We start from the raw sequence: 24,125 nt of genomic DNA, 5'->3' as shown, positions 1-24,125 counted from the left end.
TGCTATGAAAAAGAAAAAGTGTGGCTTAATTAAAAACCACATACAAATATATACTTTTATTTTAATTATAACACATAAAACTATTATTTTTTAGTGCTTATTTATTTTTCTGAAACAAAAACAGGAAGACCAGAATATATAGGATTTAAGCTTTTCTGAGTGTCATTATAAACATACATATCATCAAAAATAATATTCCCTTTTACTTTATTATATTTATCTAGTAATAATGTGTCGTTTTTAAAACTATATTCGCCTTTTTCGACACAGTAAGATTTAGGATAAATTATTTTCAGCTCAAAAGTATTATCATCAAATAAATTTATTTCAAGTTGATCTTTTTCTTTAGAAAAACCTTTATAGGTTTTTATTTTCTCTTGAAATATATTCTTGTCATGCAATCCTAAAGTAGTGTATAAGGCTATTAAAAAAACAACTGTTATAATTACTGGTCTAAAATTAAAGAGTTCTTTTTTTATCGTTATTAAATATAAGTTATTGAAGAAAATAACTAAAAAAGTAATTGCAAATAATACCATAAAGCCTCCAATAATCACCAAATCTACATCACCAAAACAATAATTTTCTGGATGAATAAATTTATAAAAAGGAGCAATTGCTAAAAAAATAAGCAAAAAATATCTTTTTCTTAACTTCATTAAATTGCTTTTTCTTTTTTTCTTTGGATTAATAATTCTGCAATAGTAGCATTTTCTGGGCTACTTTTTATCTGCTCAAACTTGTCTCCTACCTTTACAAAACCCGTTTGTAAAACTTTAAAATAAACGCCACATTTTGTGGTGCTCCAAAGTTGTTTTACAATTTTCATATCGTTAAAACGGATGCCTAATTTAAAACAAGGGTCTCTTTGAAGTGTTGCTTCTAAAATAGTTTCACCGACTTTAAAAGTATCACCAACATAAATTTTTGTTTCTTCTATATTATCAATTGTTAGGTTTTCACCAAACATTCCATAACTCCACTCTAAATTAGGATGCAAGTTTTTAAAATATTCATAATGTTTTAAAGAATATCCGTAAACAGCCTGATTGATTCCTCCATGATATTTTCTGTCGGAAATTTCATCTCCTTTTACCTCTTCTCTATCCAAAAAAATAGGTTCATCAACTGGAAATTTATAAATACCCGTAGTTACTTTTTTCTTTTTCCAATGAACTTCTCTACGTTCACCAATATTAGTTGCTATAATTTTCATAAATTATTTCTTTGAAAATTTAGCCAACGCATTTTTTGTAAATTCTGATAAAACTAATTCTCCAGAAATTTTTGCTCTTTCCGATAAAAGTGACTCCCAATCATCTGTATTTTCCCACAGCACTTTTTTCATTGCTGCTAAAGCTTGTGGATTATAAGAAGCTAATTTTTCTGCAAAAAGTTCAACTTCTTTATCTAATTCTTTTATGTTTTCAAAAACTCTTGCATACAAGCCTTTTTCTTTTGCCCAATAAGCATTTTGCCAATTTGTGGCATCTAAGGTTAATTCGGACAAAGCTGCCAACCCTATTTTTCGTTTTACTGCAGGTTCAATTACAAAAGGACCAATACCAATAGTAAATTCCGATAATTTTATGGATGCACTTTCAGTTGCCAAAACGTAATCGCAAGCAGCAGCCAAACCAACTCCACCACCAACTGTTTTTCCTTGAATTCGTCCAATAATTAATTTGCCACACGTTCTCATGGCATTTATAACATTGGCAAAACCAGCAAAAAATTGTTTCCCTTCTTCTAAATTTGAAATCGCGACTAATTCATCAAAAGAAGCACCAGCACAAAATGCTTTTTCGCCTTCAGATTTTAAAATGATTACAGAAACTGAATCGTTTTGTGCAATTGCATCTAATTCTTTTGTTAATCTGTCTAATAAATCACTTGGAAAGGAATTACTTGCAGGATGCCCAAACTCTATAGTAGCAATATTATTTTGAATATTGGTATATAAACTTCCGCTTTTTCTTGAAGTGGTCATAGGAGAATAATTTTACCAAATGTAGGTTTTTATTGATAAAAAATCAATGTAAATCGATGAAGATATTCTGAATAAAAAGACCTCCAAGGTTTTAAAAACCTTGGAGGTCTGATTTTTTAATCTCTAACAAACTAAAAACTATAAAAAAGCGATGTCTTTAACCAACAATATTTACAATTTTACCAGGCACAACAATTACTTTTTTAGGCGTTTTTCCTTCCAATTGTGCAATTGTTTTTTCGTGATTCATTACTGTTTTTTCTATTTCTTCTTTTGATAAATCTAGAGAAAGCTCCATTGTAAAACGCGTTTTTCCATTAAAAGAAATAGGATATTCTTTAGAACTTTCCACTAAATGCTTTTCATCAAAAATAGGAAAAGCAGCAGTTGAAATACTTTCAGTATGCCCTAATTTGCTATACAATTCTTCTGTAATATGAGGTGCATAAGGTGATAACAAAACCAATAAAGGTTCTAAAATTTCACGTTTGTTACACTTTAATGCAGTTAACTCATTTACGGCAATCATAAAAGTAGAAACAGATGTATTGAAAGAAAAACTCTCTATATCTTCTTGTACTTTTTTGATCGTTTTATGTAAAACTTTTAACTCCTCTTTAGTTGCATTTTCCTCTGAAACTTCAAAAGTGTCACCATTAAAATACAGTTTCCATAATTTCTTTAAGAAAGATGAAACTCCAGAAATACCAGATGTTTTCCAAGGTTTAGTTTGTTCTAAAGGTCCTAAAAACATTTCGAACATACGTAGAGCATCTGCACCATATTCTGCAACAATATCATCAGGGTTTACAACATTGTATTTTGATTTTGACATTTTTTCTACTTCTCTACCAACCTCAAAGGCCTCTCCTAAATCCTCTCCAAAAGAGAGGACTTTTCCACTCTTTCCTATAAAAAGAGCATTTTTATACTCTTTATTTAAAGGATGATTTTTAAAACCCTCTACATCTAATTCATCAGAAGAATTTACCAAAGAAACATCTGCATGCAAAGGTGTTTTGGTTATCATTACTAAATCTGCAAAATTAGGATTCAATAATTTATTCTCTAATAAATATTCTTTTACAACAGTTTCAAACTCATCATCATTTGTAAATAAATTTTTTGAAACAAACACAGTTGGAATTTTCTCAATAACATCATCATTTGATTTATCGATTGCACAGCCATTCTTAACAAATGCAGTTGCTTTAAAAACAAATGCTGAAGTTCCCAAAATCATTCCTTGATTAATCAACTTTTTCGCAAATTCATCCACAGGAACAATTCCTTTATCGAACAAGAATTTTTGCCAAAAACGTGCATATAATAAATGACCAGTTGCGTGCTCAGATCCTCCAATATATAAATCTACATCTTTCCAATAATCTAAAGCTTCTTTGCTGGCAAATTCAGTTGAATTGTTAGAATCCATGTATCTGTTAAAATACCAAGAACTCCCAGCCCAACCAGGCATTGTGTTTAATTCTAAAGGAAAAACAGTTTTATTTTTTAATTTATCGTTAGAAACAACTTTCTTTCCACGAGAATCCCAAGCCCATTCAGTTGCGTTTCCTAAAGGTGGTTTTCCATCTTCAGTTGGCAAGTATTTTTCTACTTCTGGCAATACAATTGGTAAGTGTTCTGCATCAATCATTTGTGGCATTCCATCTTTGTAGTACACAGGAAATGGTTCTCCCCAATAACGTTGTCTGCTAAAAACGGCGTCTCTTAATCTGTAATTTATTTTTCCATACCCAAAACCTCTTTTTTCCATCTCGAAAATTGATAATTTCAAGGCTTTTTTATAGGTTAATCCTGATAAAAAATCTGAATTTGCAATTACAGTTCCTTCTTTTCCAGCATGTGCTTCTTCAGAAATATCTACACCTTCAAAAATATTTGGAATCGGAATTCCGAACTTTTTAGCAAAATCATAATCACGTTGATCTCCACAAGGAACAGCCATTACAGCTCCAGTTCCATAACCAGCCAAGACATAATCTCCAATCCAAATTTGAACTTTTTCACCAGAAAAAGGATGAATTGCATACGCTCCAGTAAATGCACCAGAAATGGTTTTTACATCAGCCATTCTATCACGTTCAGAACGTTTTGCTGTTGCTTTCACATACGCTTCAACTTCTGCTTTTTGAGCATCAGTTGTAATTTTAGCAACTAATTCGTGTTCTGGAGCTAAAGTCATAAAACTTACTCCAAAAATAGTGTCTGGACGAGTTGTGAAAACGTCTATTTTGTAAGATTCTTCATTTTCATTTGAAACATCATCACTTGTATTCTCTGATTTTTGAATTGGTTTCAAAAACTGAATAGCATTATTTATTTTAGCAACAACTTTTAATACGTTTTCTGTAACTTCTTCTTTTGTAAAATGAATTACGTTAAAACCTTCATCATTAAAATAGGTTGTTCTTTCAGCTTCATCTTCTTTCCCAGAAAATTCAACAATTAATTTTTTAGCAGCAGAAATATAATCTACCAAATAAGCACCAATTGTATATTTTTTTCTAAATTTTGATGCACCTTTTTTATTTTTTAATTCATCCCAAAGCAACGTCTCTGCTTTCGATAAATTTACACGCAATTCTTTTAAAGCTTCTAATTCTTTATAAGATAATTTTACTTCTTTGGTTGCTTTTTTATCTGCTTTCGCAACTTTGAAACTAACCATTGCTCCTTGAGAACGTCCAATCCAATTGGTTTGAGAATCTTTTAAAGGTTGTGGCCAATCAATTTTTTCTAAACCATCTAACAAACGTTGTGCGTATGCAGAAATTCGCATAGACCATTGTGTCATTTTTTTTCTGACAACAGGATGACCTCCTCTTTCTGAAACTCCGTTTACAATTTCGTCATTTGCCAACACTGTTCCTAAAGCAGGACACCAGTTTACTTCTGTATCAGACAAAAATGTTAATCTGTATTGTAGTAAAATTTCTTCTTGTTCTGTTTTTGAAAAAGCTTTCCACTCCTCTCCAGAAAAAGATTTGATCTCATCATCACAAACTGCATTAACCCTTTTGTTTCCTTCTTTTTTAAAGACTTTTTCTAGTTCAGAAATATCTTCTGCTTTATCTGTGTCCTTATTATACCAAGAATTAAAAAGTTGTATAAAAATCCACTGAGTCCATTTGTAATACTCAGGATTTGAAGTACGAACTTCTCTGCTCCAATCAAAAGAAAAACCAATTTGATCTAATTGTCTTCTATACGTTTTTATGTTTTCTTCGGTAGTTTTTGCAGGATGTTGCCCAGTTTGAATTGCATATTGTTCTGCTGGCAAACCAAAAGAATCATATCCTTGAGGATGCAACACATTAAAACCTTTATGACGTTTGTAACGTGCATAAATATCACTTGCAATATAGCCTAAAGGATGCCCAACATGTAAACCTGCTCCTGAAGGATAAGGAAACATATCTAACACATAAAATTTAGGTTTTTCACTTTCATTACTAGCTTTAAAAGTTTGGTTATCAGCCCAAAAATTTTGCCAATTCTTTTCTATTTCTTGATGATTATATTGCATTACTTCTGCTTTTTGAGGGTGCAAATTTACATTTATTCTTTTAAAGAGTGAATTGGATTTCTGAAATTAAAATAAGAAAGCTAAAACTTGGTTTTATTTATTAGATATTTAACAAGAAAACAGTTGCTTACCTACTTTTTTTAAGTAATTTTAACGGCTTAAAAATCAACTCAAATGAAAAAATTATTAATTGTATTTTTAGCAATCACTGCTTTTATTGGATGTAAAAATTCATCCGAAGATAAATCAACAGAAAAAACACCAGAATTAAGCATCAACTATAAAAAAATTACCCTTGACAATGGTTTAGACGTTGTTTTTCATGTTGATAAATCTGACCCAGTTGTGGCTGTAGAGTTAATGGTGCATGTGGGTTCTGCTAGAGAAATTGAAGGCAGAACTGGTTTTGCTCACTTATTTGAACATTTATTGTTCTTGGAATCTGAAAATTTAGGAAAAGGTGGATTGGACAAAATGAGCGCAAGAATTGGTGGTTCAGGAGCCAATGGATCAACATCAAGAGATAGAACAAATTATCTACAAACAGTACCTAAAGATGCTTTGGAAAAAATGATTTGGGCAGAAGCTGATAAATTGGGTTACTTTATCAACACAGTTACAGATCCTGTTTTGGCAAAAGAAAAACAAGTTGTTAAAAACGAAAAAAGACAAAGTGTAGACAACAGACCTTATGGACATAATTTTTATGTGCTTGGTAAAAATTTGTATCCAAAAGACCATCCTTATAATTGGCAAGTAATTGGTTCTTTAGAAGATTTACAAAATGCAACTTTAGACGATGTAAAAACGTTTTTCAAAAAATGGTATGTGCCAAATAATTCAACTTTAGTGTTGTCTGGAGATATTGATGTTGAACAAGCTACAAAATGGGTTCATAAATATTTTGACGAAATACCTAAAGGTGAAGAAATTCCTGCTTTAGAGAAAAAAGCTGGAAATGTTGCTGAAACTAAATTCTTATATTATGAAGATAATTTTGCAAGAGTTCCTCAATTAACAATGGCTTGGCCAAGTGTGGAGCAGTATCACAAAGATTCTTATGCTTTAGAGGTTTTAACACAGTATTTAACTAGTGGCAAAAAAGCACCTTTTAATGAGGTTTTGGTTGATGATTTAAAATTGACATCTAACACAACTATGTATAATTATGCTTCTGAAATTGCTGGAGAAACACATTTAGTGATTAGAGCTTTTAATGATATAAAATTAGATACTTTAAAAGCTGGCGTTGAAAAAGCATTTGCAAAATTTGAAGCAGAAGGGATTTCTGAAAAAGATTTAAACAGAATAAAAGCGGGTCAAGAAACTAATTTTTATCAGAGTTTATCGAGTGTTTTGGGTAAAGGAACTGGTTTAGCATCTTACAATACTTATACAGGAAATCCTGGTTTTGTAACTGAAGACATCAAAAACACATTAGCAGTAACTACAGAAGATGTAATGAATGTGTATAATAAATACATCAAAAATAAAAATTACATTGCTACTAGTTTTGTACCAAAAAATCAAGCTGATTTAGCGTTAACAGGCTCTATTTTAGCTGATGTTGTAGAAGAGAAAATTGTAACAGGAGCAGAAGAAAGTTTCGATCCAAAAATCGCAGCAACGTATGAGAAAACACCTTCTTCTTTTGATAGAAGTGTTGAACCAAATTACGGAGAAACACCGTCTTTAGCAACTCCTGAAGTTTATAAAACAAGTTTAAATAATGGTTTAAAAATATTCGGAATTGAAAATGATGAAGTGCCTCTCGTACAATTTTATGTAACAATTGATGGTGGACAGTTATTAGAATCTATGGATAAATTGGGTGTTGCCAATTTAACTGCGAATCTTCTTGAAAAGGGCACAAAAAACAAAACTGTAGCTGAACTAGAAGAAGCAATTCAAGAACTAGGTGCTAGTATAAATGTGTATTCAGGTCAAGAAGAAATTACAATAAGCGCAACTACTTTAGCTAAAAACTACGAGAAAACGTTGGCTTTAGTGCAAGAAATTTTGTTAGAACCAAGATTTGACGAAAGTGAATTCGAACTATTAAAAAGCGCAACCATTGCACGTTTACGTCAGCAGGAAGCAGATCCTAATTCTGTAGCAAGAAATACGTATAATGAGTTGATTTACGGAAAAGATAATATCCGTTCTAAAAATAATTTAGGAACAGTTTCATCTGTAGAAAGCATCACTTTAGAAGATGTGAAAACTTTTTATAACAATTACATTTCTCCTTCTGTTGCTAAAATGTTAGTTGTTGGAGATATTTCTGAAGAAAATGTAACCTCTTCATTAGCTGATTTAAATGATAATTGGGCTGCAAAAGAAGTAACTATTCCTGAGTATACAACTCCAGATGCTCCAGACAAACCAACCGTTTATTTTTATGATATTCCAAATGCAAAACAATCGGTTTTACAATTTGGAGCACCAGCTTTGGCTGCTAATGATGATGATTTTTATGCAGCAAATGTGATGAATTATATTTTAGGTGGTGGTGGTTTTGCCTCTAGATTAACACAAGAATTACGTGAAGGAAAAGGATATACGTATGGAATTCGTTCTGGTTTTTCTGGTACAAAAGCGAAAGGAGATTTTACGATTTCTAGTGGCGTAAGAAGTAATGTTACTTTAGAATCTGCACAAGCTGTAAAGAAAATATTAGAAGAATATCCAAGTACTTTTTCTGATAAAGATTTAGAAACCACAAAAAGCTTTTTAATTAAAAGTAATGCTAGGGCTTTTGAAACCTCAAGAGCAAAACTAAACATGCTCTCGAATATGAGCGATTATGGCTGGGAATCTGACTATGTTAAAGAGAGAGAAAATGTTGTAAATACCATGACTAAAGAACGAATTGCTGAATTAGCAAACAAATATATCAACCCAAATAAAATGATTTGGTTAGTGGTTGGTGATGCTGAAACGCAATTAGAAAGAATGAAAGAATTGGGTTATGGAGAACCTGTTTTATTGAATGAAAGACAAAAAGAGATTAAAAAGTAAGTCTTTTAAAAAAGAAAATAGAATAAAAATTCCCAATGTCAAATTTGAAATTGGGATTTTTTTTTACTATAAACTGTTACTGAAAACTGTAAACTGTAAACTAAACAGCAGCTCCACTTGCAGCAACTTTTCTATCAATTTTACGCATTAAACCTTGTAATACTTTTCCTGGGCCAACTTCTATAAATTCGGTTGCTCCATCAGCAATCATTGCTTGGATACATTGTGTCCATTTTACAGGCGCAGTCAATTGAGCTACTAAATTTCCTTTTATAGTTGCAGCATCATTTATAGCCATTGCAGCTACATTTTGATAAACTGGACAAATTGGTTCGTTAAAAGTTGTTGCTTCAATTGCAGCAGCTAACTCCTCTCTTGCAGGCTCCATTAAAGGCGAATGAAATGCACCACCAACAGGCAACACTACAGCCATTTTTGCACCTTTTTCTTTTAATATTTCGCAAGCTTTTTCAACAGCTTCTACTTCTCCTGAAATCACTAATTGACCTGGACAATTATAATTTGCAGCTACCACCACTCCATCAACCTCTGCACAAAATTCCTCAACTATAGTATCTTCTAAACCAATAATTGCAGCCATTGTAGATTTTTGTGTTTCACACGCATTTTGCATTGCCAAAGCTCTTTTTGAAACCAATTCCAAACCATCTTCAAAAGATAAAACTCCAATTGCAACCAAAGCCGATAATTCCCCTAAAGAATGTCCAGCAACCATTGCTGGCTGAAAAGAATCACCCAAAACCTTCGCTAAAATCACCGAATGTAAAAAAATAGCAGGTTGTGTAACTTTCGTTTCTTTCAATTGTTCAGCAGTTCCTTCAAACATAATGTCTGTAATTGAAAACCCTAAAATATCATTTGCTTTTTCGAAATATTCTTGTGCTAATGGAAATTTCTCGTATAAATCCAATCCCATTCCTGAAAATTGTGCTCCTTGTCCTGGAAAAATATATGCTTTCATAAATTGTTAATTTGTGTAATTATTTAATCGTTGAATTGGCGACAAAAATAATGATTTTTATTTGAAGCTATTTCCTGCTTTCAGCACTCGCTTTTTTTATGCTGAAAAAGCATAAAAAAGAGCTCAAACATTAGCCTGCCTTGAGCATAGTCGAAAGGCTTCAATCAGGGCTAGACTTGTTTAATAATTAATTAAATATATGAAACAAAATTAATATTTACTAACTTTGCTTCATGACACTTAAAGACAAACAATTGGCAGATAATATTTACTTCGTATTAGCTGCGTTATTTATTGCATCCTTAGTGGCATCAAACTTAATATTTCAAAAGTTTTTTTATTGGGAACCTTTTGGTTTGTATCGTTTTGAAATTTCTGTGGGCATTTTACCTTATCCCATTACGTTTTTAATTACTGATATTTTATCAGAAATCTATGGTAAAAGAAAAGCAAATAAAGTCGTTATTGCTGGTATTTTTGCTTCTTTGTTTTCCATGCTTATCATATTAATTTCAGATGTTGCTCCAGCAACTGAAACTTCTCCTATTAATAATGAAACTTTTCATCAAGTATTTGGACTATCGCCTTTAGCCGTTTTTGCATCAATGATGGCATATTTGTTCGCACAATTTATAGACATCAAAATTTTTCATTTTTGGAAAAAACTAACCCATGGAAAACATTTATGGTTGCGTAATAATTTTTCCACGTTTGCATCACAATTTATAGATACTTTTACTGTAATATTTTTATTATGCATTTTTAAAATTTTGCCTTGGGAAATCTTTACAAGTTTATTAATTAGTGGTTTTCTGTTTAAAGTAATTGTTGCCATTTTAGATACGCCTTTATTATATGGAGCCGTTTTTCTATTCAGAAAAAGGTTCAAACTTAACCTTACAAACGAACTTACTGATGAGTTTTTATATGATCAAAAATAAATTTCAAATCACACTAAATTAATCTATTACAAAATTAAAAGAGTGCTTCTAAAAAAGATTGGACTCATTTTTGTAATCTATTATAAAAACTTCGTCTAATAACGTAGAAACAAAAACATTTATGAAAAACATATTTATAGTACTTATAGCAATTTTAACCTTCTCACAAGGAAATGCACAAACATCAATTTATAATGATTTATTACAAAAACACGTTACAAAAGACGGCTTTGTAGACTATAAATCTTTTAAAGCGGATGAAGCTAAATTAGATACTTACATTGATTATTTAGAAAAAACATCACCAGCAGATTCTTGGTCAAAAAATAAGCAAAAAGCATTTTGGATCAATGCTTACAATGCCTATACTATCAAACTTATTTTAGAAAATTATCCATTAAAATCAATTATGGATATCAAAAAAGATGGAAAAACAGCTTGGAAGATTCCTTTTGCGAAAGTTGGTGGCAAAACATACACCTTAGATCATATTGAACATGAAATTTTACGTAAAAATTTATTTGACCCAAGAATTCATGTAGGTGTAAATTGTGCTTCTATTTCTTGCCCTAAATTAGGAAACGAAGCTTTTACAGAAGAAAATGTACATGCTAATTTAGAGGAATTGATGAAAACATTTATCAACGATTCCTCTAGAAATAAGATTTCTAAGGATAAAGTTCAAATTTCATCAATCTTTGATTGGTTTCAAGAAGATTTTACTAAAAATGGTTCCGTAATTGATTATTTAAACAAGTATTCAACTACAGAAATCAATTCTGATGCTAAAATATCTTATTTAAAATATGATTGGAGTTTGAACAGTAAATAATTACTATCTTTCAACTTTTAAATTTATAAAAATATATAAATGTCTAAAACATATTACGATTCTGGAGATTTAAGAAAATTCGGAAAAATAACAGAATGGAGTGAAGATTTAGGAAACAAATTCTTTGACTATTATGGAAAAGTTTTTGAAGAAGGAGCGTTAACAGCTCGTGAAAAATCTTTAATTGCATTAGCTGTAGCACATACAGAACAATGTCCATATTGCATTGATGCCTATACAAAAGACACTTTACAAAGAGGCGTTACTAAAGAGCAAATGATGGAAGCAATTCATGTGGGAGCAGCCATTAAAAGTGGTGCAACTTTGGTACATGGAGTGCAAATGATGAATAAAGTTAATAAGTTAGAAATGTAAGCAGACTCTAATTTTGCCTTTTGGCAAAATTTTAGAGGTCGCTTATCCCGCTTTTTCTGCGGGATCTTTTGATTAGAAATTCTAAAATGAAATTATTAGATTTAGTTAACTTATTTAAAACAAATATTGTTTTTGAAGATTTTTTAAAAAATAATTCTCTTAACTCTAATTCTGAATCCATAGAAATTTATATGATTGATAAAGTTGATTCAAATTCTGAACTTGCTTTTTTTGAGATAGAAAATGAAAATACAGATGGATTAATCATTTTTGAAAAAAACAACGTTAAATACCATAGTTTTTTTAACTTCCATTATTTTATTGATTTTATGGATGAAGTAAAAGAGAATAAGAATTTGTCATCAGAAAAATTAGTTGAAATTTTAATTAATTATTCAATTAATGACGCATAACAAAACCAAACCACAACCATTTACGTAAATATTAAAAATAGCATAAAACATAAAGTTTACAGAATCAGTTGGCAGAAAAACCTGCTCAAACTGAATACTGAAACTGCCTACTGAAAACTAAAATATGGCAACTAAATCATTAAAAGCAAGAAATAACGATATTGCAAATACATCTCGTCAAATGGAAATTCTTTCAAACGGAATTTTCGCAAACGGAGAATTACCAACATTTGCAGCAAAAATAAAAGAAACTGGTCATTTTCCACTTCGTCCCAAAAAATTAGAAATTCTACAGATAAACTTAGGCTACATGTGTAATCAAGTTTGCGAACATTGTCATGTAGATGCTGGTCCAGATCGTAAAGAAATTATGACGATGGAAACCATGCAGCAATGTTTGGAAGTCATTAAAAAAACAGAAGCTCATACGTTAGATTTAACTGGTGGAGCTCCAGAAATGAACCCAAATTTTAGATGGTTTGTAGAAGAAGCATCCAAAGCAGGGATTAAAGATTTTATTGTTCGATCTAATTTAACCATTATTAGAGCCAATAAAAAATACCATGATTTACCAGAATTCTTTAAAAAGCATGGAGTTCACGTAGTTTCTTCAATGCCTCATTGGACTCGTGGAAAAACTGATAAACAACGTGGAGAAGGTGTTTTTGACAAATCAATTAAAGCTTTACAAAAATTAAATGCTGTCGGTTATGGAATGCCAGGTTCTGATTTAAAATTAGATTTGGTGTATAATCCTTCAGGTGCATTTTTACCTGGAGATCAACAAGCACTAGAAAATGATTTCAAAAAAGCCTTAAAAGAAGATTTTGATATCGATTTTCATAGTCTTTTTGCCATTACAAATTTACCTATAAGTCGTTTTTTAGATTATTTAATTGCATCCGATAATTATGAAGATTATATGCACTCTTTATTAGACGCTTACAATCCAAAAGCAGTAGAAAGTGTAATGTGTACAAACACAATTTCTATTAGTTGGGATGGTTGGTTGTTTGATTGCGATTTTAACCAAATGCTAAATTTAAAAGTTGCCAGCAAAGTAAAACATGTTTCTGATTATAATGAAGAATTATTGCAAAACAGAAATATTATTATCAACCAACATTGTTATGGTTGTACAGCTGGTGCAGGAAGTAGTTGTCAAGGAGTTGTAGCATAAGGCCCCTTTAATTCCCCAAAGGGGAAAACTGTTGCTGGAATATGTTTGCTAAAATATAGCAAGGGGTTTAAACCCCTTGTAAAAAACAACAAAGGGTTATGCTCCCTTGCTATAAATGAAAAAAAATACTGCCATATTAATTTTTGCAAATTCTGCTGAAAAAGAAGCTGAAAGAAAAACGTTTCTTTCTTCTGATGTTTTTTCGGCACTGAATCATCAAACTTTAAAAACGGTAGAAAAATCTGGCATTGAATATTTTCATTTTTCTGAAAAAAACCAGGTAGGTTCGTCTTTTGGTGAACGATTTTCCAATGCTATTGAAAACATTTTCAATAAAGGTTTTAAGAATGTAATTACCATTGGTAATGATACTCCACACTTAAAAACAAAACATCTAGTTGATACTGTTCATCAACTTGAAAAAAATGATTTGGTTTTAGGACCTTCAAAAGATGGTGGTTTTTATTTAATGGGGATAAAAAAAGAACATTTTAATAAAGAAACCTTCTTAAAATTACCTTGGCAAACTTCTAAATTACAAAAGTGTATTACATCTATAGTAACTTCTAAAAAACTACATATTAAGCTTTTAGGAATCTTAAATGATTTAGATGTTTTAGAGGATATAAAAAAAATACTAGATAGTTTTAAAGCGATACCAAAATCGGTTTTAAAAATTTTAACGCTACTTATATGTCCTCAAAAAGAGTTTTTTGTTGACCTTACTATCAACTTTAAAAAAACTTTTTTTGCACCAAATTCTAATAAAGGCTCTCCATTAATTTTTGCGTAATAAACACTTTTATCTATTGATAAAAAGTGTTGGACTATTTATCAAAATAAAATATTTACACAAAAATTACACTAAATGAAGCACATTTTTATGTGGATGATACTGTTTGTAACAAGCATCAGTTTTTCACAAATTAAAATTTCAGGCACAATTACCGATAAAATCACAGGTGAAGGAATTCCTTCTGTAACCATCTCAACATCAACAGAAAACGGCACAACTTCTTCTATAGATGGAACGTATTCAATTACAGTTCAAGATAAAAATCAGATGTTAACCTTCTCTTATTTAGGTTATAAAACTCAAAAAATAAAAGTTGACAATCAAACTACCATCAACATTCAATTAGAAGAAATTGAAACGAATTTAAATGAAATTGTAGTAACTGCCTTAGGATTAAACAGAAAAACCAAAGAGTTAGGTTATGTTGTTCAAGAGTTAAAAGCGAAAGATCTTAACGAAGTTAAAACTGCCAATTTTTTAGATAATTTGTCTGGTAAATTAGCTGGAGTTACCATTTCTCAAGGAGCAACAGGAGTTGGATCCTCATCAAAAATTACCATTCGTGGGGAAGCTTCTTTCTCCAATAACAATCCACTTTTTGTGGTGGATGGAACTCCAATTAACAACAACACCGTTTTTAATTTTACCAATGAAGCTGCTGCTGGTTTTCAAGAAATTGATTTTGGAAACGGAGCCATGGAAGTAAATCCAGATGATATTGCATCTGTGACTGTTTTAAAAGGACCAAGTGCTGCTGCTTTGTATGGAACGCGCGCGTCAAATGGCGTTATTGTGATTAATACGAAAGATGGGAGCAATAAAAAAGGCTTGGGAATTAGCATAAATTCATCGATTACTTTTGATTCGGCTTTTCGTTTGCCTGAGTTTCAAAATGAATTCGGACAAGGAAATTCTGGAAATTTTGAATATGTAGATGGTTTAGGTGGAGGAATTAATGACAATATTACCTATTCATGGGGGCCAAGATTGGATGTTGGAAATTTAATTCCGCAATTCGATTCGCCTGTTACTTTAGCAGATGGAACTATTGTAAGAGGTGGAGATACTTCTCTATATTCAGGTTTGTCAATTACGCCAACTGCTTTCAATTCGAATCCAGATAACTTAAAAGATTTTTACCAAACAGGAATTACAACCATTAACAATATTGCTATAAATGATAGCTTTGATCGTGGTTCTTACAGATTATCTATTACAGATTTAGATAGCGAATCTATAATTCCTGGTGTAAATTTAGACAGAAAAACAGCCGCTTTAAAACTAAATTTTAATCCTACAGAAAAAACAAAAATTACAAGTTCTGTAAACTACGTGAATTCGAGTAGCGATAACAGACCATCTAATGGTTATGGAAGTGAAAATGCAAATTATTCTTTAGTTGCTTGGGGCCCAAGATCTTTAAATATTGATAGTTTACGTGATTATTGGCAACCAGGTTTAGAGGGTGTGCAGCAATATTCTTTTAACTATACTTTTTTCGATAATCCGTTTTTCATCTTACACGAAAATACAAATTCATTCAACAGAGATCGTGTATTTGGAAACATTGCCATCAACCATAAATTTACTGATAAATTAAGTTTCTCTTTGCGTTCTGGAATGGATTATTCATCAGAAAAAAGACAATTTAAACGTAATTTTAGTTCCAATCGTTTTAAAAATGGAGCCTATGCAGAACATGATGTTTTTTACAGAGAAATAAACACAGATTTCTTGGTAAATTACACAGATAATTTTGGTGATTTTTCTTTTGATGCTTCTTTTGGAGGAAATCGTTTAGACCAAACTGCTTCCACAAAACAATTACAAACGACTAATTTAGCACAACCAGGTATTTTTAGTTTAAACAATGCAGCTTCACCAATTGAAGCTTTTCAATTTGATTCTAAAAAGAGAATTAATTCTTTATATGGAATTGCAAAATTTGGTTACAAAGATTATTTATATGTTGATATTACTGGAAGAAATGATTGGTCTAGTGCTTTAGCAACACCATTTTCTGTAGATGGAACTTCATTTTTCTATCCTTCAATTTCTACAAGTTTTATTTTATCAAACGCAACAGAATTAAATAAAAATATTTCTTTTGCAAAGTTAAGAGCAAGTATTGCACAAGTTGGTAATGACACAAATCCGTTTCAAACTTCTGGTGCTTTTGTGTCGCAAACTCCTTTTAATGGGCAACCTACTTTTAGCAATCAAGATTTTATTCCGAATGCGAACTTAAGACCAGAAATTACAACTTCTTATGAGTTTGGTGCAGATCTTCGTTTTTTTAAAGATCGTTTAAATATCGATTTTACGTATTATAACAACACTACAAAAGATCAAATTATTTCTTTGCCAATTGCAATTTCGTCTGGCTACAATCAACAAGTTGTTAATGGAGGAAAAGTAAACACAACAGGTGTTGAAATTATTTTGGGAGGAACTCCTATTAGAACCGAAAACTTTACTTGGAATACAACTTTTAATTTTGCAAGTAATAAGTCTATCATCAAAGATTTACCTCAAGAAGAAGGTAGATTAACATTGGCTTATAGCAGAATTTACGATAGTGCAAACCAAACAGTTTGGTTTCAAGTTGAAGAAGGAGGACAAATTGGTGACATGTATGGAACTGGTTATGAAAAAAATGCAGAAGGACAATTTTTGTTAGATGATAATGGACGTTATATTGCCAATAATGAGTTAATTAAACTAGGAAATTACAATCCAGATTTTACTTTAGGCTGGAACAATTCTTTCAAATATAAAGATTTTACAGCAAGCTTTTTATTCGATTGGAGACAAGGTGGAGAAATCGTTTCTAGAACAAGTGCTTTAGGAAATGTTGGAGGTCAATTAGCAGAAACTGCTTTTAGACCAGATGCAGGAATTGTTGCCCAAGGAGTAAATGTAAATACAGGACAACCTAACACTGTTGCTGTTTCTCCTGAAAGTTATTACAGACAATTCTACGACAGAAATCATGAAGAAAACAATGTGTATGATGCCTCATTTTTAAAATTACGTCAGTTTTCAATTGGTTATACTTTAAATTTAAACGAAGGATTTTTAGGATTAAAAGATACCTCAACAATGAATTTTTCTTTTATCGGAAACAATTTATTTGTAATTACAGAAAATCCACATTTTGATCCTGAGCAATTAGCGGTTCAAGGAAATGGTTTTGTAAGCGGAGTTGAAGATATGAGTTATGCCACCAGCAGAACTTTAGGTTTTAAAGTAGGATTTGATTTTTAACCTGCAAGGTATTTCCGAGGAACGAGGATTCCTTTTAGGTTTAGAAAGCATAAACCAATTAATTGAAAATTAAAATACCTACAAGGTTTTTGAAACCTTGCAGGATAATCGATAAAAAATGAAGAATATTATATATACAGTCGCAATTTTTGCAATCACATTTGCAAGTTGCACAAAAGATTTTGAAGAAATCAACACCAACCAAAATGCACCAGTTGCTGTGCAACCCAACTTGTTATTAAGACAAGTAATTTACGATTTTGGCGAACAAATGAGTTACGAAGGTTTTGTAGCAGGAGATTTATTAGCACAACACAGAACAGCTTTGGACTTTAACTTATTTGACAGACACGATTTAAAAAGTCCTCAATTGGGAGGGAATCCTTGGCCGATTTTTTACACCAATTTACGTGATAATGAAATTGTTTTAAAACAAAGCAGAGAAACACCAGCTTTTGCAGTGTATGAAGGCCCTGCCTTAATTTTAAAAGCCTATATGACTGCTGGTTTAACAGATTTATTTGGTGATGTTCCTTACTTTGAGGCTTTTAACGGAATTGAAGGATCTGTAACACCTGCTTACGATTTACAAGAGGATATTTATCAAAATGAAAACGGAATTTTAGACAATTTAGACAAAGGTATTGCAGCAATCAATGGTTATTCAGGTTCAATTCCTTTACAAGGAGATATTTTATATGATGGAAATTTACAATCTTGGATACAATTTGCAAACTCATTAAAAATTAAATATTTAGTTAGAATTTCTGGTAAAGTTGATGTTTCAAGCCAATTACAAACTATTTTTTCGGAAGGAAATTACATCAAAAATAATTCTGAGAATGCCGTTTTCGATTTTACAAATTCGGAACCCAATAGTTTTAGATTGGCACAATTAAGAATTGGAGATTTTAACAATTTTGTACTGTCTGAAACCATGGAAGAAATTTTAATCGATTTGAATGACGATAGAATTGGCAGCTTTTTTAGGCCTTTTGCCAATTCAACTTCAGCAGGTTTTAATGGTTTAATCAACGGAATTAACTCGTCTACAACATCAATTGCATTAGCAGATTTTTCTCTTTCAGGAACTGCTTTTAGAGAAGATACATCAACATTAGATGCTAATTTTATGACAGCTTGGGAAACCAATTTTCTTTTAGCAGAAGCTGCTGAAAAAGGTTTTATCAGTACAAATTCAGAATCTTTATACAATACTGGAGTTGCACAAGCTTTTGAATATTGGAACACGAATTTACCAGCCACATATTTAGCAGGAAATGCAAACTTTAATGCTATTGGAAAAACACCTTTAGAGCAAATTATTACTCAAAAATGGATTGCATCCGTTATAAATGGTTACGAAGGTTGGATTGAATTTAGAAGAACAGGTTTTCCAAGTTTAAAAAATATTTCAGCAAGTTTAAACAACGGATTAATTCCTGTGAGAATGCCTTATCCACCAGAAGCTGCATCTCTAAATCAAGAAAATTATAAAGTTGCAGAAACTGCTACAAATGGGAATAGTTTGGATGTTCCTGTTTGGTGGAATAGCCTCCCTTAATCCCTCCAAAGGAGGGAAATACTCTTGTGGAAATTTTTGTATAAATAAAATAAAAAAAAATAAAGTATGATAACATCCTTTTTTATTCAATTGAGTGAAAATTCCCTCCCTTTGGGAGGGTTAGGGTGGGCTCAATGGATTTTAATAATTGTTTCTAGTTTAATCTTATTTTTCTTATCTCCTTTAGCGAAAACAACAGATCAGTTTTTTAAAGCTGTAAACAAGAAAAAAGCGCCTAATACTTTAGTGTTAACAGGAAGCTTAATTATTTCTTGGATTTTTGCGAAAAGCATTACAAACGCAGCAAATCTTGGTTTAGACTTTGGTTTGGTTGGTGGAGTTGCGTATGCTGGTTATTATTTATCTTTTGCTGTAGCTGGAATTATCATTTATCAATTAAGAACCAAAGGAAATTTTAAAAGTATTCACGAATTTTTAATTTCGAAATTCGGTAAAAAAGCCATGGCAATTTTTTCTATTTTGATAGCTTTCAGGCTTTTTAATGAAGTTTGGAGTAACACAATGGTTATTGGAAGTTATTTTGGAGAAATGGGAAGTTCCTCCTATTATTGGGCAATTATTTTGTTTACTATTTTGACACTTTCTTACGCAGTTAAAGGTGGTTTAAGCAGTTCAATTTTCACAGATGTTATTCAAATGGTGTTGTTTTCTGTTTTATTAATGATCATTTTAGGAACAATTTTTACGACAGATGATTTTTCTACAGAACAAATAGTAACTTCTGGAACTTGGAGTTTTGAACTCGGTTTAAATCTCTTTTTTGCAGCACTTATTCAGTCTTTTAGTTATCCTTTTCACGATCCTGTTTTAACAGATAGAGGGTTTATATCTTCTCCAAAAGTAACTCGTAAAAGTTTTTTGTGGGCAAGTATTTTGGGTGCCATTTGTATTGTTTTATTTAGTTTGATTGGTGTGTATGCACAAACAAAAGGAATGCAAGGTCAAGCTGCTGTTGAAGTTGGAAAAGCTTTTGGAGTTGTCATTTTGTTGGTTATCAATTTTATTATGATCACCTCTGCAGCTTCTACATTAGATTCTACTTTTTCATCATTTTCTAAACTTTTAGCTGTCGATTTAAATTTAGGAAAATCGGTTTCTTTTGGAAGAATTTCTATGATTGCTGTTGCAATTTTAGGAACCATTCCCGTTTTTTTAAATGCAGAAATTTTATCGGCAACCACCATTTCTGGAACAATGGTTATTGGGTTGACGCCTATTTTTATTTTTTGGAATGTAAAAGTGCCAAAAATTAGTTTTTATGTATCTGTAGTTTGTGGTTTGATTTTTGGAATCCTTTTAGTATTTAATTGGTTTCCAGAATCGCTCATTTTTACAAAAGGAAAATACGCATCTTTACTTTGGGTAAATGTTTGGGGAATTTTAAGTTGTATCATTTTATATTTTATTCCAAAATGGATCAAAAAATAGTAGATTTAGGTCAAATAACAGGAAAAACATTGCTTTTTGGTGGTGTGTATAGCAATTTACAAGCTTTAGAAGCTTTAAAACAAATTGCAGAAAAAGAGAATATTGCTCCAGAAAATTGTATTTGTACTGGCGATATTGTTGGTTATTGTGCACAACCTGAAGAAACTGTACAACTTTTTAAGCTTTGGGGCGCAAAAAGTATTGTTGGCAATGTAGAAATTCAGCTAAGAGAAAATGCAGAAGATTGTGGTTGCGATTTTAGAGAAGGCTCAAGATGTGATGGTTTTTCGCAACTTTGGTATCCTTTTGCACAAAGTAAATTGTCTGAAAATTCATTAGATTTTTTACAAACATTGCCACATAATATCAGTTTTAAATATGCTGATAAAAAAGTGACTGTTGTACATGGTTCGTATTTTAATGTATCAGAATTTATTTTTAAATCTACAGATTGGGAGGTTAAAAAACCAAATTTTAAGACTACAAATAGCGATGTTATTGTTGCAGGACATTGTGGTTTGCCTTTTTATCATCAAGAAAAAGAAAAATTATGGTTGAATCCTGGAGTTATAGGAATGCCTGCAAATGATGGAAATCCTTCTGTTTGGTATGCTATTTTAGACGATTCAAATAATAGTTTTAACTTTACACATCAAACATTAGAATACAATTATAAATTAACGAGTAAGTTGATGCAAAATGGTTTATTACCCGAAGAATATTCTAGAACAATTGTTACAGGAATTTGGGATAATACAGAAATTTTACCTCCATTAGAATCTGGTTTACAAGGTTTTGGAATTCAACTATAGATTCCTGTTTTAACAGGAATGACAATTTTAAATGAATTCTTTAATCAAAAAATAAAGAAAAATCAATAAAATCAAAATGAAAAAAATAGTGATACTTTTTTTAGTTGTTAGCGCTACAACTTTTGGGCAGACAAAATTGGATAAACTTCTTGATAAATGGAACACAAGAAATGTTCCTTATATGTCTGTTGAGACGTTAGCAATGCCAAAAAATGATGCAATTTTATTGGATGCAAGAGAAGAAGAAGAGTTCAACATCAGTCATTTAGAGAAAGCAATTCGTGTGGGTTATAACGATTTTAAGCTTAATGAAACTATGGCAAAATTACCTAAAGACAAGAGTACAAAAATTGTGGTGTATTGCTCTTTAGGTATTCGATCTGAAACTGTGGCTCATAAATTAATTGAAGAAGGCTATACAAATGTTTACAATTTATATGGAGGAATTTTCGAATGGAAAAATGCGAATTTTAAAGTGGTTGATACTTTAGGAAAATCAACAGAAAAAGTTCACGCTTTTAACAAAAATTGGAGCAAATGGTTGAAAAAAGGAGAGAAAGTTTATGAGTAAAAAAGATGGAAGTATGAAGTTGGAAGTTAGAAGTAAAAACTTATTATTAATCTTTACAAGAAATCCAGAATTAGGCAAAGCAAAAACACGTTTGGCAAAAACTGTTGGCGATGAAACTGCTCTAGAAATTTATAAATTTTTGTTAGAAAGAACAAGAGACATTTCATTAAAGGTAAATGCTGATAAAGCAGTTTACTATTCTGTAAAAATTAGAGAAAACGATATTTGGAATCCAGATATTTATCAAAAACATCAACAGTTTGGAGAAGATTTAGGAATAAGAATGTTGAATGCATTCAAAAACGGATTTGACGCTGGTTACAAAAAAGTGATGATAATTGGTAGTGATTTATACGATTTATCAGAAAAAAATATTGAAAAAGCATTTGTTGAATTAGACCAAAATGATGTAGTAATTGGTCCTGCAGAAGATGGTGGTTATTATCTTTTAGGAATGAATTATCTACAAGAAAACGTTTTTAAAAATAAAGATTGGGGCACAGAAACTGTAAGAAAAGATACTTTAAATGATTTAAGTGATAAAAAAGTAAAATTATTAGAGTTTAAAAATGACATAGATGTCTATGAGGATATTGTAAATATTCCTGAAATTATGACTACATTCATTGAAAATAAGTAACTTTATCATTCAAATTAAATTGCTTTAAAATTCAACATATATGAAAGCGCAACAACTACAAGAAACGATAGATTTTTTAAAATCAAAAGGAATTACAAACCCTGAAATAGGCATTGTTTTAGGAACAGGTTTGGGAAAATTAGTAGATGAAATTTCAATTGAAAAAGAAGTTTCGTATTCAGATATTCCAAATTTTCCTGAAGCAACTGTAGAGTTTCATTCTGGGAAATTAATTTATGGAGAATTATCAGGCAAAAAAGTTGTAGTAATGTCTGGTAGATTTCATTTATATGAAGGCTATAATGCTTGGGAAGTTACTTATGGAATTAGAACAATGCATGGCTTAGGAATTAAAAATTTACTGATTTCAAATGCTGCAGGTGCTATAAATTTAGATTACAAAAAAGGCGATTTAATGTTGATTGAAGATCATATTAATTTACAAGGCAGCTCACCTTTAGCATTTAATGGCGCTAATAATTTTGGAAATATTTTTGCAGATATGTTAGAACCTTATTCCAAAGAAATTAACATACAACTAAATTTAATTGCGCAAGAACATAAAATACAATTGCATCAAGGAGTTTACACCAGTGTTTTAGGCCCACAATTAGAAACCAGAGCAGAATATAGAATGTTACAAATTTTAGAAACGGATGCTGTAGGAATGAGCACAGTTCCTGAAGTTATTGTCGCCAAACAATTAAACTTGCCTTGTGCAGCAATTTCTGTTTTAACAGATGAATGTGATCCAAAAAATTTACAACCTGTAGATATTGCAGAAATTATTGCTGTTGCTGGCAAAGCAGAACCGAATATGATTACACTGTTTAAAGAGGTTATTAAGGTTTTATAAGCCATTATATATGCTTATCATTTTCATAATTAATTATTCTATGTAATATTAATTATCATTTTTTAAAAATTGAGTTTATTTTAAAATACAGAAGAATATTTTTTGTTTCCATCAAAAAGTAAAATCAAAAAAAAAATGTAATTTTGCATAATTCTCAAAATAAAATATGCAATACAAAAGAATTCTTTTAAAATTAAGTGGCGAAGCTTTAATGGGTGATAGACAATATGGAATTGACCCAAAACGACTTTCTGAATATGCAAAAGAAATAAAAGAAGTAGTAGCAAAAGGGATTGAAGTTGCCATTGTTATTGGTGGTGGAAATATTTTTAGAGGCGTTGCTGGAGCTGCAAATGGCATGGATCGTGTGCAAGGAGATCACATGGGTATGCTAGCTACTGTAATAAATGGATTGGCTTTGCAGAGTGCTTTAGAAGATGAAGAAGTGCATACTCGTTTGCAAACTGCTTTAGAAATTAAAGAAGTTGCAGAACCTTATATTAAACGAAAAGCAATTCGTCATTTAGAAAAAGGAAGAGTAGTAATTTTTGGTGCAGGAACAGGAAACCCGTATTTTACAACAGATACTGCAGCCGTTTTAAGAGCTATTGAAATTGATGCAGATTGTATTTTAAAAGGAACCAGAGTTGATGGTATTTATAATACAGATCCAGAAAAAAATAAAGATGCCATTAAATTTGAATCTATAACCTTTAAAGATGTTATAGAAAAAGGTTTAAAAGTAATGGATATGACTGCGTTTACATTAAGTGAAGAAAATAAATTACCTATTATTGTATTTGATATGAATACAAATGGAAACTTACTAAAATTAGTTTCTGGAGGTAAAATTGGTACAATTGTTGAAAATTAATATTTTTTAATA

General features: G+C 31.0%; 20 protein-coding genes. 15 read left to right on the top strand and 5 right to left on the bottom strand.

The window, feature by feature from the left end; all coding sequences use genetic code 11:
* Positions 1-101: 101 nt before the first annotated feature.
* The 4 genes from P161_RS0109025 to P161_RS0109010 form a co-directional block, all read right to left on the bottom strand.
* On the bottom strand, positions 102-659 hold the full coding sequence (locus P161_RS0109025) for a hypothetical protein (protein ID WP_026776685.1): 558 nt from the start codon (positions 657-659) through the stop codon (positions 102-104).
* A complete protein-coding gene (locus tag P161_RS0109020; RefSeq protein ID WP_026776684.1) occupies positions 659-1,216 on the bottom strand; it encodes an MOSC domain-containing protein in 558 nt (185 codons plus the stop codon). Before P161_RS0109020 ends, P161_RS0109025 begins: the two co-directional genes overlap by 1 nt.
* Positions 1,217-1,219: 3 nt before the next feature.
* Entirely contained in the window at positions 1,220-1,990 is a 771-nt protein-coding gene (locus P161_RS0109015) for an enoyl-CoA hydratase/isomerase family protein (protein ID WP_026776683.1), read from the bottom strand.
* Between the two features lie 157 nt (positions 1,991-2,147).
* The gene (locus P161_RS0109010) at positions 2,148-5,540 is read right to left on the bottom strand and encodes a class I tRNA ligase family protein (protein ID WP_026776682.1); all 3,393 of its coding nucleotides are present in this window, start codon (positions 5,538-5,540) and stop codon (positions 2,148-2,150) included.
* 174 nt (positions 5,541-5,714) lie between these two features.
* Here P161_RS0109010 and P161_RS0109005 point away from each other — a divergent pair, with 174 nt between their 5' ends.
* A complete protein-coding gene (locus tag P161_RS0109005; protein WP_026776681.1) occupies positions 5,715-8,561 on the top strand; it encodes a pitrilysin family protein in 2,847 nt (948 codons plus the stop codon).
* Positions 8,562-8,661: 100 nt separating this feature from the next.
* Here P161_RS0109005 and fabD read toward each other — a convergent pair whose 3' ends face one another.
* Positions 8,662-9,543, bottom strand: coding sequence for an ACP S-malonyltransferase (gene fabD / locus P161_RS0109000; RefSeq protein WP_026776680.1), 882 nt, complete (start codon positions 9,541-9,543; stop codon positions 8,662-8,664).
* Positions 9,544-9,776: 233 nt separating this feature from the next.
* Between fabD and P161_RS0108995 the strand changes: the two genes are divergently transcribed.
* From P161_RS0108995 to pyrH, 14 genes are all read left to right on the top strand, one after another.
* Positions 9,777-10,484, top strand: coding sequence for a queuosine precursor transporter (locus tag P161_RS0108995; RefSeq protein WP_026776679.1), 708 nt, complete (start codon positions 9,777-9,779; stop codon positions 10,482-10,484).
* A 121-nt stretch (positions 10,485-10,605) separates the two neighbouring features.
* A complete protein-coding gene (locus P161_RS0108990) occupies positions 10,606-11,316 on the top strand; it encodes a DUF547 domain-containing protein (RefSeq protein ID WP_026776678.1) in 711 nt (236 codons plus the stop codon).
* A 39-nt stretch (positions 11,317-11,355) separates the two neighbouring features.
* Positions 11,356-11,691, top strand: coding sequence for an arsenosugar biosynthesis-associated peroxidase-like protein (locus tag P161_RS0108985; RefSeq protein ID WP_026776677.1), 336 nt, complete (start codon positions 11,356-11,358; stop codon positions 11,689-11,691).
* Between the two features lie 86 nt (positions 11,692-11,777).
* Positions 11,778-12,104, top strand: coding sequence for a hypothetical protein (locus tag P161_RS18305; RefSeq protein WP_036841365.1), 327 nt, complete (start codon positions 11,778-11,780; stop codon positions 12,102-12,104).
* Between the two features lie 124 nt (positions 12,105-12,228).
* A complete protein-coding gene (gene arsS, locus P161_RS0108975; RefSeq protein ID WP_026776676.1) occupies positions 12,229-13,284 on the top strand; it encodes an arsenosugar biosynthesis radical SAM (seleno)protein ArsS in 1,056 nt (351 codons plus the stop codon).
* A 115-nt stretch (positions 13,285-13,399) separates the two neighbouring features.
* Positions 13,400-14,077: a DUF2064 domain-containing protein gene (locus P161_RS0108970; RefSeq protein ID WP_026776675.1), complete on the top strand. Its 678-nt coding sequence runs from the start codon at positions 13,400-13,402 to the stop codon at positions 14,075-14,077.
* A 75-nt stretch (positions 14,078-14,152) separates the two neighbouring features.
* The gene (locus P161_RS0108965) at positions 14,153-17,347 is read left to right on the top strand and encodes a SusC/RagA family TonB-linked outer membrane protein (RefSeq protein WP_026776674.1); all 3,195 of its coding nucleotides are present in this window, start codon (positions 14,153-14,155) and stop codon (positions 17,345-17,347) included.
* Between the two features lie 118 nt (positions 17,348-17,465).
* A complete protein-coding gene (locus P161_RS0108960) occupies positions 17,466-18,911 on the top strand; it encodes a SusD/RagB family nutrient-binding outer membrane lipoprotein (protein ID WP_026776673.1) in 1,446 nt (481 codons plus the stop codon).
* Positions 18,912-18,977: 66 nt separating this feature from the next.
* Positions 18,978-20,360, top strand: a complete 1,383-nt coding sequence (locus P161_RS0108955) for a sodium:solute symporter (RefSeq protein ID WP_051605707.1) — start codon at positions 18,978-18,980, stop codon at positions 20,358-20,360.
* Positions 20,345-21,172: a metallophosphoesterase gene (locus P161_RS0108950; protein ID WP_026776671.1), complete on the top strand. Its 828-nt coding sequence runs from the start codon at positions 20,345-20,347 to the stop codon at positions 21,170-21,172. The genes P161_RS0108955 and P161_RS0108950 overlap by 16 nt, the downstream gene beginning before the upstream one ends.
* A 76-nt stretch (positions 21,173-21,248) precedes the next feature.
* On the top strand, positions 21,249-21,743 hold the full coding sequence (locus P161_RS0108945) for a rhodanese-like domain-containing protein (protein ID WP_026776670.1): 495 nt from the start codon (positions 21,249-21,251) through the stop codon (positions 21,741-21,743).
* Positions 21,736-22,383, top strand: a complete 648-nt coding sequence (locus tag P161_RS0108940; protein WP_231494722.1) for a TIGR04282 family arsenosugar biosynthesis glycosyltransferase — start codon at positions 21,736-21,738, stop codon at positions 22,381-22,383. Before P161_RS0108945 ends, P161_RS0108940 begins: the two co-directional genes overlap by 8 nt.
* Before the next feature lie 40 nt (positions 22,384-22,423).
* Positions 22,424-23,239: a purine-nucleoside phosphorylase gene (locus P161_RS0108935; protein ID WP_026776668.1), complete on the top strand. Its 816-nt coding sequence runs from the start codon at positions 22,424-22,426 to the stop codon at positions 23,237-23,239.
* A 166-nt stretch (positions 23,240-23,405) separates the two neighbouring features.
* Positions 23,406-24,113 (top strand): UMP kinase, encoded by a 708-nt coding sequence (gene pyrH, locus P161_RS0108930; protein ID WP_026776667.1) that lies wholly within the window; start codon positions 23,406-23,408, stop codon positions 24,111-24,113.
* Positions 24,114-24,125 lie beyond the last annotated feature (12 nt).

This window comes from Polaribacter sp. Hel_I_88, from assembly GCF_000687935.1.
Lineage (GTDB): Bacteria > Bacteroidota > Bacteroidia > Flavobacteriales > Flavobacteriaceae > Polaribacter.
This window is presented reverse-complemented; position numbering and strand designations above follow the sequence as displayed.